Here is an 18,609-nt window from a genome sequence, read left to right on the forward strand (position 1 = left end):
CCGTTAAGGCGTTCCGAATCCTTCGAGCGGACCTTCGCCTCGTATGTTGGCGGCATGGTGCCGCGAATTGGGATGGAAGTAGCCGCGGCCGGTCCAGCTAATGCCGTCCGCCGTCGTCGCGGCGACCGACACGCCGATGTCTTCGCTCTCCTCGAAGCGGCGCAATGCTTGCTCGTCCGAGACGCCGTCCAGCTCTATGTACCAATGCTTGGAGCCGTGCTCCGTTATAATGAACAGCTTAGCGCGCTCATAAGCAAGCGATCTGGCGTAAGATCCTTGCGATATCGTTATGTTCGCCAATTCAACCGTTTCCACTTGTGATCTGTTCCTCCTTTGCCGATAAACTTAATTGTAACGCGTTAATGGAAAAGGTTGCAATCTCGAAGCGGAGAGGAGCGTTCGGATGCAGGCTGCACAATGGATCGTACAACCGCTCGGCGATCGCGCTTTCCTGCTTGCGTGGGGCGGAGCGGATATTTCGGCGCGGCAAGTCGCCGCCGTCGCGCGGCGCATCCGGAGGGCTGCCCCGGCGTGGCTGCAAGAGCTTGTGCCCGCCTATCGTTCGATTGCCGTACACATACATATGCGCTTCGCGGGTCTATCTCCCCTTCAGGCGTCGGAAGAGCTGCTTCGCGCGCTAGAAGTCTTCGATATCGCTCCCAAAGCAGCCGACACGAGGCTCGTGGAGCTGCTCGTGCGTTACGGAGGAGAGGACGGTCCGGACTTAGAGGCTTCCGCCTCGAGAAGCGGATTAACCGTCCCGCAGTTCATCGAGAAGCATTCGGAAGCCGAGTACGAAGTGGCTATGATCGGATTCGCTCCCGGATTTCCTTATTTGAGCGGGCTGCCCGCCGAGCTCTCGCAGCCAAGGCATGAGACGCCGAGGCTGAGCGTTCCTGCGGGAGCGGTCGGAATCGCCGGGGGACAAACCGGCGTCTATCCTGTAGCGTCGCCGGGCGGCTGGCAGATCATCGGCCGAACGACGGCAAAGCTGTTTCGGCCGGAGGACGGCGAACCGTTCCTGCTGGCATCAGGCGACCGCGTTAAATTCGTTCCTATAGAAGGTAGCGAGACCGAATCGGTTGCGTCGACCCGGCTGCCGGATGTCGAACCTACGGCAAGCGAACGCGCGGTTGCAAGGGGCCCGGCGGCGCTTGCCGTCGTGAAGCCCGGTATGCTGACGACCGTGCAGGATTTAGGCAGACCGGGCTGGCAAGCTTACGGAGTGTCGGTCGGAGGAGCCATGGACGCGATCGCCATGCGTGCGGCGAACATCCTCGTCGGCAACAAGGAAGAGGAAGCGGGATTGGAGATGACGTTGCTCGGTCCGACGTTGGACGTGGCGCAGGACTTGCTCGTAGCGATAAGCGGGGCGGACGTCGAGGCGTTCGCGAACGGCGAGCCGCTCCCGATGAATAAGCCGATCTTGCTGCGTAGCGGAACGAAGTTGTCGTTCGGTCGCGTAACCGGCGGCTGCCGAGCTTATATGGCCGTCGCGGGCGGCATCGACGTTCCGCTCGAGATGGGCAGCAGAAGCGCAGATCTGCGCGCGCGCATCGGAGGCGGAGGAGGATTGCCCTTGTCAACCGGAGACTCGCTTTGCGCAGGTCAGCCTACCGCGCTGTCGCTTGTGTTAGCCGATACCCTGCTCCGCCGTGTTCGTTCCGACGGGCGCAGGTGGGGCACGGTGCCTTGGGCGGCAAGCTTACTCGGGCCGAAGCGTGCGCCGGAACGGCTATCCGAATGTCGTCTGCGCGTGCTCGTCGGCGCGGAATGGGAGACTTTCGGAGATCAAGCGCGGCGGACGCTGCTGGATTCAGCCTATCGGGTGGAAGCCTCGTCCGACCGTATGGGAATTCGTTTATCCGGGCCTGTCCTATCCAGGTTATCCGATACGGAGCTGCGGTCGCACGGGGTCGTGCCAGGCACGATACAAGTGCCGCAAAGCGGACAGCCGATCGTCCTCGCGCCGGGCTGTCAACCGACGGGAGGATATCCGAAGCTGGCGCACGTTATAACGGCGGATTTGCCGTTGCTCGCGCAGCTCGCCCCCGGGAGCATCGTAAGGTTCGAGCTGGCGAAGCTGGAGGATGCCGGGCGAGCAAGGGAAGAGCAGGGACGGGATATCGCCCTGCTCCAAGCGGGCGTCTTCGCGAAAGTTTGCGAGTTAGAGAATAGAGGTGTACGCGCGTGATCGCGATCGATTTGAACGCCGACCTCGGCGAAGGCTACGGCCTATATACGTTCGGTTCTGACGAAGATCTGCTGGAATCGATATCATCGGCGAACGTCGCGTGCGGATATCATGCGGGCGACCCCCATCGGATGAGAGAAACCGTGGAGCGATGCCTAGCGCGCGGCATCGCGGTCGGCGCCCATCCGGGCCTGCCGGACCGGGTCGGCTTCGGCCGCCGGGAGATGAGCGTCACGCCGGAAGAAGCGTCCGATTACGTGCTGTATCAGGCGGGTGCGCTGCAGGCGTTCGTTCGCGCCGCGGGCGGTACGCTCGGGCATGTCAAGCTTCACGGCGCGTTGTATCATATGGCGATGACCGATCAGGCGATGGCCGACGCGATCGTGCAAGACTTATGCCGTCTTGACCGGTCGCTCATGCTGTTCGGCCTGCCCGGCAGCCGGTTCGAAGCTTCGGCGATTGAATCGGGCATGGCATTCGTCGCGGAAGGGTTCGCGGATCGCGCTTACATGCAAGACGGCAGCCTCGCGCCAAGGCGGTTGCCGGGCGCCGTGCTGCACGATGATAGCAGAGCGGCAGAGCAGGCCGTCATGTTGGCAATGCGGGGCGAGGCTTCGACGATCGACGGCGGGAACGTTGCGGTGGGCGTTCGTACGCTGTGCATCCATGGAGACGCGCCGAATGCGGCTGAGCGCGCGCGAACGATTCGACAAGCGTTGGTGAAGAACGGCGTGCAAATTCGCCGACCGAAGCGATAATTTCGTAGAATGCCGTCGAAACGGTGTCGAGATTTTTCCATCTAGCAGGAAAAACTCGATTCGTGTGGAACTTGTAAGGGTACATCTCTGCTTCGGGGGTCCAGCATGTCGATTAATCGTGCGGAAATGAAAACGATGTGGACGGTGTTAGCCGCCCTATGCTCGTTCGTTATATTGCAAGCGGCGGACCGCCTGCTTGCGGATTGGATTGAACCGATCGCCGGCGAGACCGCTAACGTATTGCTAGAATCGCTGGGTTTTGCCGTCTGCTTCGCCATTCTGGCTCTAGGTTGGATGGTGTTCGTTCCGACGCTATGCAGGCAAAGGCTCATGACTTCGGCGTTGTTCGCGAGCGTGGGCCTGCTGAATTTGCTTCATTCGCTAAGCAGGGAGAACATGCCGCTTGCTAACGACCGATTCGGCAACATGCCGAGCGATATGCTAGGTTGGATCTCCCAGTGGATCGGCGCGGTAGGGCTTCTGATCGTCTTTTCGCTGAATAACGCCCCCGTCAAAGCGAAGACCCGTACCTATACGATCATACCGGCATTCCTCATCGTCAGCGCGATCGCATGGGGTGTTTTCAGCGTCGATAGCTGGAATGAGGATGCCTTAAGGTCGATTCAACCGTACCAGCACGCATCCGTATTGCTTCTATACGCGGCGGCTGCCAGCGTCATTCTATACCGCCACCGGGTCGAGCGTCCGCAGTCGATGCTGACGATCGTTCAGGCGCTTATCTGGCTCTCCGTCTCGAAGATGGAGGAGGCGCTCGGGTCGGGAATCGGCGATATTCACTATTTGTTCGCGGAATGCATCAAAGTATTCGGATATTACTATTTGCTCAAAGGAATTTATTTCGTTCTGATCGAGGAACCGTACAAGCGGCAGAAGAAAACAGAGGCTCGCATTAACTATTTGGCTTTTCACGACGAGCTTACCGGATTGCCTAACCGTCGAATGTTCTCCGAACGGGTGAAGGCGGAAGTCGGCAGAGCGGAGCACAACGGCAGCAAATTCGTCCTGCTCTGGCTTGACATTGACCGCTTCAAGACGATTAACGATTCGATGGGCCATTCGTTCGGCGATCAATTGCTCGTTGCGGTGGCGGAGCGGATTTCGAAGTTCACGAGCAAGCCGGAGAAGGTGTTCCGCCTTGGCGGGGACGAGTTTACGTGCCTGCTGTCGGAAATCCGAGACGTGAAACAAGCGGAGCAAGAGGCGCAGAGGCTCGTCGAGTTGTTCGATTCGCCGATCCGCGTCGGGATGCACGACTTTCATTTGACGATCAGCGTCGGCATGGCGATCTATCCGGAGGACGGCAATTCGCTCGACCTGTTGCTGCAGAACGCGGATACGGCAATGTACAGCGCGAAGCAGACGAGCAACGGGTGGACGAGATACGCCGCGGAGATGAATTTGAAGGCAAAGGAAAAACTGCTGCTCGAGAACGATCTTCGCATCGCGCTGGAGCTCGGCCAATTCCACCTGGCGTATCAGCCGCTAGTCGATCTGGAAAGCGAACGGCTGGTCGGCGCGGAGGCTCTCATCAGATGGAACCATCCGCAGAAAGGCTCGATCCCTCCTTCGGAGTTTATCCCGCTGTGCGAGGAGAACGGATTTATCATTCCTCTGGGGGAGTGGGTGCTGCGGACCGCTTGCATTCAGTCGAAAGAATGGCAACGCGGCGGCTACCGGCCGCTTATTATGTCCGTGAACTTGTCCATTCGTCAATTCCGTCAGCACGACCTATGCGAACGTATCGAGAGAGTGCTGGAAGAGACAGGCCTTGAGCCGCAATATCTCGAGCTCGAAATTACCGAAAGCATTATGGCGGACGTCGCGTTCGCGACAGGGATGCTCGAGAAGCTGAAGAAAATCGGAGTGCGCATCAGCATTGACGACTTCGGTACCGGATACAGCTCGCTTTACTACTTGAAGCGTTTCCCGATCGACAAGCTGAAGATCGACCGTTCGTTCGTCAGCGACATTTTAACCGACCGCAACGATGCGGCCATCGTCTCCGGCATTTCGGCAATGGCGCGTAACTTGAATTTGACCGTAACGGCGGAAGGCGTGGAAAGCGAGGGTCAGGTCGTGTTTCTGCGGGAGCAGCGCTGCCAGGAGGCGCAGGGTTACTTTTTCTCCCGTCCGGTCCCGCCGGACCAGTTCATTGCCTTGTTCGAAGCTGAGAGCGACTGCCCGGGGAGGCAGAAAGAATCGACCGCATGAGCGAGGCTCGTGTATTCGTATACGGATCGCTGCTGCCGGGTTTGCACAATTATAGCGTGATCTCTCCCTACGTCGTTGCCGCCAAGCTTGGGCGCGTTCGCGGAAGATTGGTAGACGCGGGGCCTTACCCGGCATTGATCGCAGACGAGAGACGCACGGTACGCGGAATGTGGTTGACCGTAACGATCGACGGCATACCCAGATTGGACGAGCTTGAAGAGTTCATAGGCATCGAGGAAAACAACGACTACGAGCGGGTGTGGACGACAGACGCAGACGATCCCGACTTGTCCGGATGGATGTATATTTGGACGCACCCCCGAGGGTGCCGATTGCTCGATACGGACTGGTGGCCCGACGCGGTGCACGACAAGGGCAACGAGCCGCAATAGCTGTCGTACAACCACCTATTATGAGAAACGACGGAGCAGGGATTTGTCCCTGTTCCGTCGTTTCGTTATTCGACACTTTTCCGTCATTGTCTCCGGTTGAACAGGCAGTGGCGTTCGGTTAGGATGGAAGAATAGACCGTCGCGAGACTAGCGTGCGTTCATAGTTCTGCAATGAGGAGGCTTCCTTTATGTATATAAAAGACCGGGCGGCGCTCGGAAACCGCAATCGGACAACCTTTACGCGGTTGATGTTGGTCGCGATCGGAGCATTGTGGATGCTCGCTGCCGGATTCATCGGGCGAGCGGACGCGCACGCAGAGTTAGTCGGCACTTCGCCGGTCGCGGGCAGCCAATCGGACGCAAGCCCGCAAGAGGTCCGGCTGGTATTCAACGAACGGCTTGATTCGGGCGGGGCGAAGCTGCAGGTTCTGGACGAGAGTTCGAGCAACGTCGCCAAAGGCAAGCTCTCGTACATCGAAGAAGGCAAAGGCTTGACGGTCGCGTTGCCTAAACTCGGAGAAGGACACTATACCGTCTCTTACTCGGTGATATCGGCGGATGGGCATCCGATTTCCGGCGCTTACGTCTTTACGGTAGGCGATCCGGCGCCGCTGACGGACGCCCGCGAACTGGATCCGCATAGCCAAGTCGGCCATGGTCACAATCATCCCGGGGCGAGCGAAGGGTTGACGATCGAATCGTTCCTGCACTATGCCTCGAGGGTGTTATACTACGCCGGATTGCTGTCGCTATCCGGGCTTCTGCTTTGGAGCTTGCATCGCCAAGCTTCCCCGCTCGTGCGACGGGTTCGCGAGCATGCGATCGGACTTGCGGGGAAATTCGCTCTGGTTGCTACGCTGACTTACGTGTTCTTCAGCCTGAAGGATTTGGCGGAAGACGAGCCGTTGTCGGAATGGGGCCGCATTCTGACGGAGACGACGATCGGCCGCCTCTACATAGCGGAGCTGCTGATGGCGTTGGCCGCGCTGCTGCTAACGCGCTTCGCTCCGATCGCCCGCTTATTCTGGATCGCGATCGCGCTCTTCATCGAGTCCTGGTCCGGTCACGCCGTCGTCTATGAACCGATCGGTTACTCGGTCGGACTTGATTTCGTCCATTTGCTCGCGGCTTCGTTATGGAGCGGAGGGCTTGTTCTGTTGCTTGCCGTCTGGCTTCGCGAGAGACCGGAGGCCGGCCGATTCGCGCTGCTGTTCTCGAAGTGGGCGCTGCTCGCTTTCCTCGCGCTGTGGGTGACGGGAATACTGTCCACGCTTCGTTTTCTGCCGTCGATCGCTTATCTGCAATATACGAAGTGGGGCTCCTGGCTCATCGTCAAAGCGGCGCTCTCGCTGCTCGTTGCCGTTACGGCGTTCCTCATCCGCTTGCGGCTCCGCAAAGGAGATCTTCCGCGCGGCGCGCTGCTGAAAGCGGACATCGGATTGTTGTGCGCGATCGTGGTGACGATCGGCGTGCTGACCTATCAGACGCCGTTGCCGGCGAACAAGCCGCTCAGCTATCATCAGATGGGGACGGATATGCACTTCACGTTGAGAATTTCTCCGAACGCGCCCGGAGACAACGAGTTTAAGTTGAAAATATGGCTGCCGCTATCGATCGGGGAAGGCAAAGCTAAAAGAGTGCAGTTGAGGCTTCTGCCGCACGATAAAAGCGAAGTCGGTTACATCGACGTCCCGCTCGAGCCTTACACGGATGAAGAGCTGGACGCGTTCCCGGATTTCGTCAAATCCACGTATACGGCCAAAGGGCCGTTCATGCCGTTCGCCGGGGAATGGACCGCGCAAGTTCGCGTTACGGACGCGGCCGATACGGAATATGTCAAGGAAACGACGTTCAGAAACTATTAAACGGCAAAGACCACCATTCGACCCTAAGGGAGAACGCTAATGCGAAACGGACGGCTCAAGTGGCTCATATTGCTTATTCCGACGCTTACGATCGGCTTGTGGGAATACGTCCGGCACGCGTTCTTGCTGCCCTATATGTCGATGGAACTGGGCAACTTCCTGGCGCCGTTCATCGTGCTCGCGGTTACGTTAACGATCGTGCGGGGATTGTTCGTTCGGCTGGAGCATTCGCAGAGCGCGCTACAGCGCGAGAAGTCGACCAGCGCCGCATTGGAAGAACGGGAGCGGCTCGCCCGAGAGCTGCATGACGGAATCTCTCAGTCTTTGTTCTTGCTCGCGGTAAAGCTCGATCAGCTTGACGCCGCCGTGCGGGACGGGCCGGTAAAGCCGCTGGCGGCGGGACTTCGCGAAACCGTTCGCGTCATGCACGAGGACGTGCGGCAAGCGATCGCCAGCTTGCGTCTGCCGCCTTCGCCCGACCAAGCCGCGTGGGTGATGCCCCTCCGCGAGCTGCTTGGAGAGACGGCGGGCATTACCGAGGCGCGGGCGGAGTTTACTTGGACGATACCGGACGGGAGCTTATCGGATAAAGAAAAAGTGGAACTGCATGCGTGCGTCCGCGAAGCGTTAATGAACGTTCGCAAGCATGCGAGAGCGCAAACGGTGTACGTGATCGGAGAGCCCGACGGGACGGGCGGCTTCCGTTGCGCCGTCGAGGACGACGGAATCGGTTTTGCCGGAGATCCGCTGAACGCGCCGGGCCGATTCGGGCTGCGAATGGTGAAGGATCGGGCAACGCGCATGGGCTGGGCTTTCGCGGCCGAACGCCGCGATAGCCGTACCGTCATCGAGCTCTTGAAAAGAGGGGGACAAGCCTGATGATCCAGCCGATACGCGTATTGATCGCGGACGACCATCCGCACGCCCGCGAAGGGATGCGAACGATTCTGTCCGCCGAGCCGTCGTTCCTCGTCGTCGGAGAGGCTTCAAGCGGCGAGCTAGCGATCGCTCTCGCAGACGAGCTGCAGCCTGAGCTGGTGCTTATGGACATCCACATGCCGGGTATGGGCGGACTAGAAGCCGTTAAAGCGATCAAATCATCGCAGCCGCATGCGAAGATCGTCATCGTGACCGTATCGGACGAGCCTTCGCACCTGTTCGAAGCGATCAAGAAAGGCGCCCAAGGCTACTTGCTCAAGAACTTGAATCCGTCCGCTTGGCGGGATTACTTGCGCGCGGTGGCGTTGGACGAAGCGCCGCTTAATCCGGAGCTGGCGCTGTCGATCTTGCGGGAGTTCGCGAACCGTCCTGCGCAATCGGACGCTGGGGGCAAGGATCGCGGGACCGCTCAAGCCGAAGGGCTGACTCCGCGCGAGAAGGAGCTGCTGCGCGAGGTAGCGCAGGGGCTCACGAACAAGGAAGTCGCTTTATCGCTTGGCTTATCGGAGCATACGGTGAAAAATCACCTCAAGAACATTTTGCAGAAGCTGCACTTGGACAATCGGGTTCAATTGACGAGATACGCATACGAGCGCGGACTAGTGGAACCAAGAGGTTCGGAATAGCGTTGCGCCGCCTCCAAACCGTCACAAATCGTCACCCGCCTATGACTCTTTCGAGTCATGCCCTTCCATGGAAGGCGGTCTATACTGGGGTACAAGACAACTTTAACGTTGAAAGGTTGGATCACCCCGTATGAAGAAAATCTCAGCAATCCTGCTAACCCTCATGCTGGCTATCGGCTTTGCGGGAGTCGCGAGCGCGCACGTCACCGTGCAGCCGAACGAAGCGCCGGCGAACTCGTACCAAGTATTCACCGTCCGCGTACCGACGGAGAAGGAAGCAGCGACGACCCAAGTCAAAGTCGTCATTCCGGCAGGCGTAACGGTAAGCCGCTTCGAGCCGAAGTTCGATTGGAGCTACGAGGTCGAAAAAGGCGCGGACGGGGCGATCGCCTCGGTCACGTGGAAAGCGACGGGAACGGGTTTAAGCAGAACGGAATTCGGCGATTTCCGCATGTCGGGCAAAGTAGCCGAAGACGCCAAGGAGCTCGTCTGGAAAGCCTACCAAACGTACGCGGACGGAGAAGTCGTGGAGTGGACGGGCGCGCCGGACGCGGATAAGCCGGCATCCGTGACCAAGGTGACGGCAGCAGCCGGCAACGCTCATGGTGCTGCCGCGGCACACGAAGAGAGCGGCGAAGGCAGAGATCCGTTGACGTTCTCGCTTGCGGTAGCGGCCATGATACTTAGCGTTGTCGCGTTCGCTCTGTCGCTTCGAAAGCGGAGATAGAGGGGAAGAAGAGCCATCCCGATGCGGGATGGCTCTTGACTTTGCCGGAACGCTTTAGCATCAGGCCACCAACTGCACCAACTGCACCAACTGCACCAACTGCACCAACTGCACCAACTGCACCAACTGCAGTTAATCCTGCGCAATTGTTATCTATTATGCAAATACCTGCACGAAATACAGCTGATTATCGCCAAAACCATCGAAATCCTCATGATATGTCAAACGAACTGTACTTCGCGCAGTTGACTTTTTAGGAGCAGTACGATCGGCTGTATTAGCTGTATCTAGTGCTGTTAAAGCGATACAAAAAAGCGGTACAAGGATCATCCTCGCACCGCTTTCGTATAAGTAGATTATTGCGCAACGGCCTCCGCCGAGACGGACGCGGCAGGAGAAGCCGCAGCTCCGTCTTCCGCCTTCTTATTCTTCTGCTCTTCCTGCGCTTTGATCAGCTCGGCTTGCAACTGCGTCTCCGCTTCCTTAAGCGCGTCGTCGAGCGATTTGTTGCCGTCGTAGGCGCTTTGGACGGCTCCGCGTACCGTGCCGTCGAGGATGCCGTAGAAGTTCATAGGCAGTTTGGCGTACAAGTTGTTCATCGGGCTTTCCATCGGTTTGAGCATATAGAATGCTTTCACGTTGCGGCCTTCTTTGTCCTCGTACGCGGTCGTTCTAACCGGCAAGCCGCCCGTTTGGGCTTTCGAGGACACTCTTGCGAAATCCTCGCCCATCACGTAGGTCAAGAACTCCTTGGCGGCGTCGGCATTCTCGGACTTCGCGTTGATGGCGAACAAGGAATTCAAGTTGACGTAAGGGCTTCTATCCGGGTTGGCCGGATCTACCGGCATCGTGACGATGCCCCAATCTTTGACCGCTTTGTCTTTGACGGCCGGAGATTTCTGCGCTTGTTCGATCTGATCCATTAAGTATTGGGCTTCCATCTTCATGGCGACTTTGCCGGATACGAACGGATCCTGCAGCAGGTAATCGTCGTAATTAAAAACGGCATCCATGCCACCGTTCATGTTCTGCGAGTGGAGGACGTTCGACTTGACCACTTCGAAGGCGGTTTCGAACGATTTCTTCCAAGCCGGCGTATTCAAGGTTACCTTCATGTCTACGGGGTTGATCATGCTGAGATTTTGCGTGGATGCGATCATGCTGCCCAATTGGTAGGCGTCGGCGCCGTTCCATCCCAGGCTTAGTCCGTACGTTCTGGAATCCTTGTCGCCGTCCGTCGGGAATCGCTTAGCCAGCGCGAACAGCTCGTCCCAAGACATACCGTCCTTAGGCAGATCGACGCCGTGTTTCTTGAATAGATCCTTATTGTAATAAACGACTTGAGAGTACATATTCGGGGACATGCCGTACAGCTTGCCGCCGCCGAGATCGCGCAAATATTCCATTAAGCCGGGCACGAGCGTGTCGGGTTTGAAGCTCTTATCCTGGGCGATCGACTCCAGATCGAGAAGCTTGCCTTCTTCGGAGTACTCGCGGAAAAGGCTGTTGTCCAGCATAAGGATGTCGGGCTTCTGCTCTTCGATCAATTTCTGCATGCTTGTTTTATAGTCCCCATTGGGGTCTTGATAAGCGGTTTGATTCGAGACGACTTCGAAGTCGACGTTCGTATGAAGGGCCGAATAAATCATGCCGTAAGATTGGAAGAATGCGCGCTCGTCGTAGTACATCACCTTCAGCGTCGTTCTCGTCTCGTCGCCGTTCGCCGAGTTTCCCTTGCTGCAGCCGCTTACGAGAAGCATAGCCGCCGTTAGGCCTACTCCGAGATAGGTGCCGAATTTAAAGCTTTGTGCCACTACATCACAACTCCTTCTAAAAAATGCTAATTATGTGCCAGTATAGCATGTATCAGCGCTTAGTGAGCTAAAAAGAAGTTAAAAATAAACAAGTTGAGGCGAAAAAAGGAGGCAACGGCGGATTTAGCGACATGACGAACGGATCTTGGCTTGATTGCGGCGACCGGTTGCCCTATAATGGTGGATAAATGTGCAAATGCGATGATGGAGAAAAGTAAGCAGTGCCTTCTTACCAGGGAGGGAGCGCCGTCGACTGGAAGCGTTCCTAAGAAACCAGGCTGCCGAAGTTCGCTCCGGAGCAGAACTTTGAACGCGGCCATAGGCTGCCAGTAGAGGTTTCCGGCAACGGCCCGTTACGCCGTTCAAGCGGAAGCGTCCAAGCTCGTCTTCGAGAATGCCGTTATATCGGCAGACGGACGTTTCAACAAGGGTGGTACCACGGTCTTTTCGTCCCTTACGGGAGAGAAGGCTTTTTTTATTTTCCGAGACACATTAGACCAAGGAGCGATCGTCATGAAGGAACGATTGGAAGCGTTGCGGGCAGAAGCGCTCGAGCAGCTTAAAGGGGTTGCGGACGCGGGACGGCTGAACGACCTGCGCGTTCATTATCTAGGCAAGAAAGGACAGCTTACCGAGATTTTGCGGGGCATGGGCGCGCTAAGCGCGGAAGAACGCCCGATCATCGGGCAAGCGGCCAACGACGTTCGCGCCGACATCGAGATCGTCATCGCGGAGAAACAAGAAGCGTTCGACCGCGCGGCGACCGCCGGCCGGCTCGCGGCCGAGACGATCGACGTCACGCTGCCGGGCAAAGCGCCGAGCGTCGGCGCCGTGCATCCTCTGAACAAAGTGGCGCAGGAAATCGAGGATATTTTCATCGGAATGGGCTATACGATCGCGGAAGGACCGGAGGTCGAGACCGACTACTTCAACTTCGAGGCGTTGAACCTGCCGAAAAACCACCCGGCTCGCGATATGCAGGATTCGTTCTACATTACCGACGAGATTCTGCTTCGTACGCATACGTCGCCGGTGCAAATCCGCACGATGAAGGCGATGAACGGCAAGACGCCGGTCAAAGTCATCTGCCCGGGCAAAGTGTACCGCCGCGACGACGACGATGCGACCCACTCGTTCATGTTCCATCAGATCGAAGGGCTTGTCATCGGACCGAACATCCGGATGAGCGACCTCAAAGGAACGCTGCTGCAATTCGTGCGCGAAATGTACGGATCGCAGATGGAAATTCGCCTGCGTCCGAGCTTCTTCCCGTTCACGGAGCCGAGCGCGGAGGTCGACGTGACGTGCGTGCAATGCGGCGGCAGCGGCTGCCGGATGTGCAAGCATACCGGCTGGATCGAAATTCTCGGCTGCGGCATGGTGCATCCGAAGGTGCTCGAGCACGGCGGCTACGATCCGAACGAAGTAACGGGGTTCGCGTTCGGCATTGGCGTCGAACGGATCGCGCTCTTGAAGTACGAGATCGACGATATTCGCCACTTCTACGCGAACGACACGAAGTTCTTGAGCCAGTTCGCCAAGCAGTGACGGTCGCCGCTTCTTCCATAACGAGAATCTAATAAGGGGAGTTTCCCATGAACGTATCATATCGGTGGTTATCCGAATATATCGACCTAAGCGGCATCGAGCCGCAGAAACTGACAGAAATGATGACTCGCGGCGGCATAGAGATCGATTCCGTGCCGTCCCGCAACGCGGGCGTTAGCAACGTCGTCGTCGGCTACGTCAAAACCCGCGAGAAGCATCCGGACGCCGACAAGCTAAGCGTCGTTACCGTGGACGCCGGCACCGGCGAAGATTTGCAAATCGTGTGCGGCGCGCCGAACATCGCGGCAGGACAGAAAGTGCCGGTCGCCAAAGTCGGCGCGAAGCTGCCGGGCATCGAGATCAAGAAAGCGAAGCTGCGCGGCGTCGAGTCCCAAGGCATGATCTGCTCGGCTCGCGAGCTCGGCATCAACGACAAGCTGCTGCCGAAGGAGCAGCAGGAAGGGATTCTCGTGCTTCCGTCGGAGACGGAGATCGGCCGCGACATTCTGGACGTATTGGCGCTGAGCGACCACATTCTCGAACTCGATTTGACGCCGAACCGTTCCGACTGCTTGAGCATGCTAGGCGTAGCTTACGAGGTCTCCGCGTTGACGGGCCGTTCGCTTCGCTTGCCGGACCCGGGCCAAGACCTTTACGCGGCTGCGGACAAAACTTCGGATCATATTAGCGTGAGAATCACCGCGACCGAGAACTGCTCGCTGTATACGGCGCGTTATATTAAGGGAGTCAAAGTCGGTCCTTCCCCGCTGTGGATGCAGAACCGGCTGATCGCGGCCGGCGTTCGTCCGATCAACAACATCGTCGACATTACGAACTACGTCATGCTCGAATACGGCCAGCCCCTGCATGCGTTCGACGCGAAGAAAATCGCGGAGGGACGGATCGACGTCCGTCTCGCGAAGCCGGGCGAAGCGCTCGTAACGCTCGACGACCAAGAGCGCAAGCTCGAGCCGCACATGCTCGTCATTGCGGACGGGGAGAAGGCGCTCGGCTTGGCCGGCGTCATGGGCGGCGCGAACTCCGAGGTGACGGAGGACACGACTGACATCGTTCTCGAGTCCGCGAAGTTCGACGGCGGCACCATTCGCCGAACGTCGCGCCAGCTCGGCTTGCGCTCGGAAGCTTCGGCGCGGTTCGAGAAGGAAGTCGATCCTTCCCGCGTGCGCGAAGCTTTGGATCGCGCGGCCGGATTGATGGCCAAATATGCGGAAGGACTCGTAACGGAAGGCATCGCGGAAGCGGAGACGGCCTCGTTCGAACCGGCGGTCGTTCGCCTGTCGCTCGATCGCGTGAACGGCATGCTCGGAACGTCGCTGTCCTCTCTCGAGGCGGAGACCATTCTGACGAGGCTGCAGTTCGCTGCGGTTTCCGCCGGTAACGACGTCTGGGACGTGACGGTTCCGACCCGCCGCGGCGATATGACCCGGGACGTCGATCTCATTGAGGAAGTGGCGCGGTTGCACGGTTACGACGAAATTCCGACGACGCTGATCGAAGGAGCTTCGACGGCCGGTTCGCTGACGAAGCCGCAGGCGATTCGCCGCGAGCTGCGGACGCTGCTGACGAACGCGGGCTTGCAGGAAGCGATCAGCTATTCGGTCACGTCCGCTCAGCGTACGGGCTTGTTCCCGGCCTTGTCAGGCGAAGACGTCAAACCGATCGCGCTTGCGATGCCGATGAGCGAAGAGCGGAGCGTGCTTCGGACGACGATTCTGCCAAGCTTGATGGAAGCGGCCGCTTACAACCTGACCCGGAAGAACAACGATATCGCGCTGTTCGAAATCGCCAGCGTGTATCATTCGGACGAAGAGGCGCTGACGCGTCTTCCGCAGGAAAAGCCTCGATTGGCGCTGCTGCTTGCCGGCAGTCGCCGCGCGGCCGGCTGGAATCGGCCTGCGGAAACGGTCGACTTCTACGATGCGAAAGGATTGCTGGAGACGGCATTCCGCCGGCTTGGCATAGAGGCGCGCATATCGTACGAAGCGGCGCAGCCGGAAGGCTTCCATCCCGGACGCACGGCTGCGATCAAGCTCGAAACGGAGCGCGGCGCGGAGACGATCGGTTACGTGGGACAGCTTCATCCGGAGCTGCAGCGGGAATTCGATCTCCCGGACACCTTCGCGGCGGAGCTGTCGCTTGCGCCGGTCTACGAGTATGCGGACAACCGGATCGAATACAAACCGTTGCCGCGCTATCCGGCGATGGAGCGGGATATCGCGGTCGTCGTCGATCGCGGCGTGTCCGGAGGCGCCTTGACGGCGGCGATCGAGGCATCCGCCGGCGAGTTGCTGGAGTCGGTTCGCGTATTCGACGTATATACCGGAGATCGCGTGGCGGCCGATAAGAAGAGCGTAGCGTTGGCGCTCGTCTACAGACATGCGGAGCGTACGCTGACCGACGATGAGGTAACGGCGGCCCATGGCAATGTTTTGGCACGATTGGAACAATCTTTCGCAGCTGAACTTCGGAAGTAGGCAGGAAACGGCAATGGATGCAGCGAATACATCAAGACGCTGGTTGGCGCCTGATGATTCGCTGCATTTTCCTTTGTGCGGCGCGGGATTTCGGGTGCGGAAGGTTGTCGAAAGATAGTTGCGGATGACGGAAACAATGGGAGGATCACGCCGTGAGCATGGACGAGAAATTGCGTGTGACCGTTGACATATATGGAACGCAGTATACGCTGACGGGTCACAATAGCGCCGAGTATATGAGAAGGGTCGCTGCGCTCGTCAACGAACAGATGAGCAGAATCAACAGCGGTTCCCCTAGGCTCGATTTGCCGCGCCTTGCCGTTCTGGCGGCGGTGAACATGGGAGACGAGCTGCTGCAGATTCGCCGCGAAGCCGAGCGGCTGGCGAAGGAAGAAGCCGAGCGCAAGCGGCTTGCCGAGGAAATCGAATACGTCAGAATGCAGGCGGCGGAAGAAGTCGCGACTGCGCAGGCGAGGGCAGCCGGGGAAGTCGCGAGAATCGAGGCGGCTCTGGCGAGCGCAAGGGAGCAAGCCGCGGAACAGCTGGCGAAGGCCGATGCGATGGGCGTGGAAGCGCTTGCGGACGCGGAGAGCAAAGCTGCCGAAGCGATCGGAAGACTGTCGCGGGAGCTGGAGCTGTCTAAGCAAGCGGCTTCCGAACAGCTGGAAAGCTTGAACGCGCTTGCGGCGGAGGAGCTGTCCGGATTTAAAGCTCAGGCGGCCGAAGAGCTGGCTAAAGTTGAAGCGGCCGCTGCGGAAGCGTTGGCGAAAGCGGAAGCGAATGCTGCGGAAGAGCTTGCAAGATTGTCCCGCGAGCTTGAGCAAGCCAAGAGATCGGCAGAAGAGCAGGCGGCGATCTTCAGGGCGCAAGCCGAGGAAGAGCTGGCGCTGGCGAGAGCGCAAGCCGAGGAGGAAGCCGCGATCGCCAAGGCGCAAGCGGCCGAGGAAGCGGCAAGCGCGCGGGCGGAAGCGGAGCAGGCGCAGGCGAACGCTCTGAGAGAGGTGGAGCTTGCCAAAGCGCAAGCGGCGGAGGAAATCGCGAAAGCGAAGAAGCTTGCCGGCGAATCGGCGAAGAGCCTGACGGAAGAATTGGAAAGAGTGAAGGCGCAGGCGGCGGAGGACGCCGCCAAAGCCGAAGCGGGCGCGACGGAAGCGCTGGAGAATATGCGGACGAAGGCGACCCAAGCGATCAACCAAGTGAAATTGGAAGCGAACGTGAAGCTGGATCGCCAGACCGCAGAAGCGGCCAAAGAGCTGGCAGGCGTGCGCGAGCAGCTCGAAGGCCGGATCGCGGCTTTGGAAAGGGAGCTTGCGCATACGAAAGCGAGTTATTCCGCCAAAGAAGAAGAATGGGCGTCAAGCCTTGCGGCCCAGCTCGTCTCCGCCGAGCAGAGCCAAGCGATGGCCATCGAAGAGCTCAAGAGCTTGCACAAGCGGGAACGCGAAGCGCTGGAAGAGGAGTATTTCGAGGAGCTGGCATCGCTCGAAAGCAAGTTGACCGGCGAGATTAAGGCGTTGCAGGCGGTACGAATGGAAGAGTCCGAGGCTGCCGCCCTTGCGCAAGCGAGCTGGAGAGCGGAGTTGGAAGAGTGGCGGGCGGAACAGAAGCGTTGGGCGGAAATCGAAGCCGAGTGGAAGAAGCTTCGCGACAAGCTGGAGGCGGACGTTGCGCATTGGACGAGCGAAGCCGACGATCAGCGGCGAACCGTTATCGAGCAACAAGAGATGCTGCATGCCGTCGAGGGTCAATCGGTTGATATGCTGCGCATGGAGATCGCGGCGCGAGAGCAAGCCGAGCGCGAGCTCGAAGCCGCGCTCGCGAAGCTGCGGGAGCGGGACGAGCAGGATGCATCGTCCCGCGACGCGGTGCAGCGGCTGCAGAGCAGCCTAGCCGCCGCGCAGCAAAGCGAACGCGCCGCCGCGGAGCGGTCGGCGGCGCTGGAAGCCCGCCTTGCCGAGCTGGGCGAGGCGGAGGCGGCCTGGCGCGAAGCGGCGGAACGCGCTTCGCGGGAGCTTGAGGCGGCGCAGGCGGAAGCCGCCGCCGCACCTTCGCGCGAGGCGGGGCTCGGCGCCTCGCAGGAGGAGCTGCGCGAGCTCGCGGAGGATCGCGACCGCGCGCGTACGCAGCTGGAGGCGCAGCGCGAAGCGCACGGCGCGCTCAGCAAGGCGCACGAGGAGCTGCAGGTGGAGTACGCGAAGCTGAAGGAAGAATACAACGAGTGGATCGATATGCTCGAGCAAGACTAATTAACCATACGTAATGACGAATGCCTGCAGATTTCTGCAGGCATTTGTGCGCGAATAACAGCGTATCGACATTTATTACTCCCGAAAAATAGAAGAATGGGACAAATAACAACAAACCGACATTTATTTCAGCGTAGATCGATGGAAACCGCTCAAAGTGGGGTAAATAGCTGCAAATGGTTGTTATTTTCATCCGCAGGAGCGAGGAACGCACGAAATAGCTGCAAATGGTTGTTATTCGATTCCCTACAATCCTACAATCCGTAACAACACTCACGCCCCAAAAAAAGACGCAGCCGCTCAATCCGAGCAACCGCGTCTTTCCAACCCTTATTGTACGACCAATTTCGCTACCATTTCCTTGTGTCCGGCGCCGCAAGGGATATTGCATATGATCTCGTACGTTCCGGCGGCCAACGTCACGATCTCCGACTTGCCTCCGCGGATTTTAATGCCAGCGTCTTTATTCTCGATACCGTGCGCTCCGCTCAAATTTTCGACCGTGATTTGGACCGGCGTATCTTTCGGAATCACGTATTCGGCCTGATCGAATTCCCAACTGCTTGCTTTAATGACGATTTCCTCGGAAGCTGTCGCCGCCGGAGAAGAAGATCCCGCCGCGTTGTTGTCGTTGTTGCTGCCGCAAGCGACAAGCGCGAGTACGAATGCGATAGCTACAAGGGCGTAACCGAGTTTCTTGTGCATAACGAATTTCCTCCTTGATAAACTGAATCTTCGTCGGGCTCGAACTTACTCATCCTAAATGGCAAATC

14 protein-coding genes and 1 other annotated feature are annotated in these 18,609 nt (G+C 58.6%); of the genes, 11 read left to right on the forward strand and 3 right to left on the reverse strand.

Annotated elements, in window-relative coordinates:
* Positions 1 to 3: 3 nt before the first annotated feature.
* Complete coding sequence (locus tag COHPA_RS0119205) at positions 4 to 315, reverse strand: hypothetical protein (protein WP_027087770.1); 312 nt, start codon at positions 313 to 315, stop codon at positions 4 to 6.
* A gap of 88 nt (positions 316 to 403) precedes the next feature.
* Here COHPA_RS0119205 and pxpB point away from each other — a divergent pair, with 88 nt between their 5' ends.
* From pxpB to COHPA_RS0119245, 8 genes are all read left to right on the forward strand, one after another.
* Positions 404 to 2,194 (forward strand): 5-oxoprolinase subunit PxpB, encoded by a 1,791-nt coding sequence (gene pxpB, locus COHPA_RS25265; RefSeq protein WP_027087771.1) that lies wholly within the window; start codon positions 404 to 406, stop codon positions 2,192 to 2,194.
* A complete protein-coding gene (locus COHPA_RS0119215; RefSeq protein WP_027087772.1) occupies positions 2,191 to 2,952 on the forward strand; it encodes a LamB/YcsF family protein in 762 nt (253 codons plus the stop codon). Before pxpB ends, COHPA_RS0119215 begins: the two co-directional genes overlap by 4 nt.
* A gap of 105 nt (positions 2,953 to 3,057) precedes the next feature.
* Positions 3,058 to 5,184, forward strand: coding sequence for a putative bifunctional diguanylate cyclase/phosphodiesterase (locus COHPA_RS0119220; RefSeq protein WP_027087773.1), 2,127 nt, complete (start codon positions 3,058 to 3,060; stop codon positions 5,182 to 5,184).
* Positions 5,181 to 5,576, forward strand: coding sequence for a gamma-glutamylcyclotransferase family protein (locus tag COHPA_RS0119225; RefSeq protein WP_027087774.1), 396 nt, complete (start codon positions 5,181 to 5,183; stop codon positions 5,574 to 5,576). The genes COHPA_RS0119220 and COHPA_RS0119225 overlap by 4 nt, the downstream gene beginning before the upstream one ends.
* A gap of 188 nt (positions 5,577 to 5,764) precedes the next feature.
* Positions 5,765 to 7,441, forward strand: a complete 1,677-nt coding sequence (locus tag COHPA_RS0119230) for a copper resistance CopC/CopD family protein (protein WP_027087775.1) — start codon at positions 5,765 to 5,767, stop codon at positions 7,439 to 7,441.
* A 39-nt stretch (positions 7,442 to 7,480) separates the two neighbouring features.
* Positions 7,481 to 8,320 carry a sensor histidine kinase gene (locus tag COHPA_RS0119235; RefSeq protein WP_027087776.1) on the forward strand — a complete coding sequence of 280 codons (840 nt, stop codon included), beginning with the start codon at positions 7,481 to 7,483 and terminating at the stop codon, positions 8,318 to 8,320.
* Entirely contained in the window at positions 8,320 to 9,006 is a 687-nt protein-coding gene (locus tag COHPA_RS0119240) for a response regulator (RefSeq protein ID WP_027087777.1), read from the forward strand. Before COHPA_RS0119235 ends, COHPA_RS0119240 begins: the two co-directional genes overlap by 1 nt.
* Positions 9,007 to 9,136: 130 nt before the next feature.
* Positions 9,137 to 9,733 carry a YcnI family copper-binding membrane protein gene (locus COHPA_RS0119245; protein WP_027087778.1) on the forward strand — a complete coding sequence of 199 codons (597 nt, stop codon included), beginning with the start codon at positions 9,137 to 9,139 and terminating at the stop codon, positions 9,731 to 9,733.
* Between the two features lie 356 nt (positions 9,734 to 10,089).
* Here COHPA_RS0119245 and COHPA_RS0119250 read toward each other — a convergent pair whose 3' ends face one another.
* Positions 10,090 to 11,547 (reverse strand): ABC transporter substrate-binding protein, encoded by a 1,458-nt coding sequence (locus COHPA_RS0119250; protein ID WP_027087779.1) that lies wholly within the window; start codon positions 11,545 to 11,547, stop codon positions 10,090 to 10,092.
* A 192-nt stretch (positions 11,548 to 11,739) separates the two neighbouring features.
* Positions 11,740 to 12,005 (forward strand) — a binding site (T-box leader).
* 55 nt (positions 12,006 to 12,060) lie between these two features.
* Here COHPA_RS0119250 and pheS point away from each other — a divergent pair.
* From pheS to zapA, 3 genes are all read left to right on the forward strand, one after another.
* Positions 12,061 to 13,095 carry a phenylalanine--tRNA ligase subunit alpha gene (gene pheS, locus COHPA_RS0119255; protein ID WP_027087780.1) on the forward strand — a complete coding sequence of 345 codons (1,035 nt, stop codon included), beginning with the start codon at positions 12,061 to 12,063 and terminating at the stop codon, positions 13,093 to 13,095.
* Positions 13,096 to 13,142: 47 nt separating this feature from the next.
* Positions 13,143 to 15,590 (forward strand): phenylalanine--tRNA ligase subunit beta, encoded by a 2,448-nt coding sequence (gene pheT / locus COHPA_RS0119260; protein WP_027087781.1) that lies wholly within the window; start codon positions 13,143 to 13,145, stop codon positions 15,588 to 15,590.
* Positions 15,591 to 15,742: 152 nt separating this feature from the next.
* Complete coding sequence (gene zapA, locus COHPA_RS0119265; protein WP_027087782.1) at positions 15,743 to 17,836, forward strand: cell division protein ZapA; 2,094 nt, start codon at positions 15,743 to 15,745, stop codon at positions 17,834 to 17,836.
* A gap of 330 nt (positions 17,837 to 18,166) precedes the next feature.
* Here the strand turns inward: zapA and COHPA_RS0119270 are convergent, their stop codons facing one another.
* Positions 18,167 to 18,541 (reverse strand): cupredoxin domain-containing protein, encoded by a 375-nt coding sequence (locus COHPA_RS0119270; protein WP_027087783.1) that lies wholly within the window; start codon positions 18,539 to 18,541, stop codon positions 18,167 to 18,169.
* Positions 18,542 to 18,609 lie beyond the last annotated feature (68 nt).

Source organism: Cohnella panacarvi Gsoil 349, assembly GCF_000515335.1.
GTDB lineage: Bacteria > Bacillota > Bacilli > Paenibacillales > Paenibacillaceae > Cohnella > Cohnella panacarvi.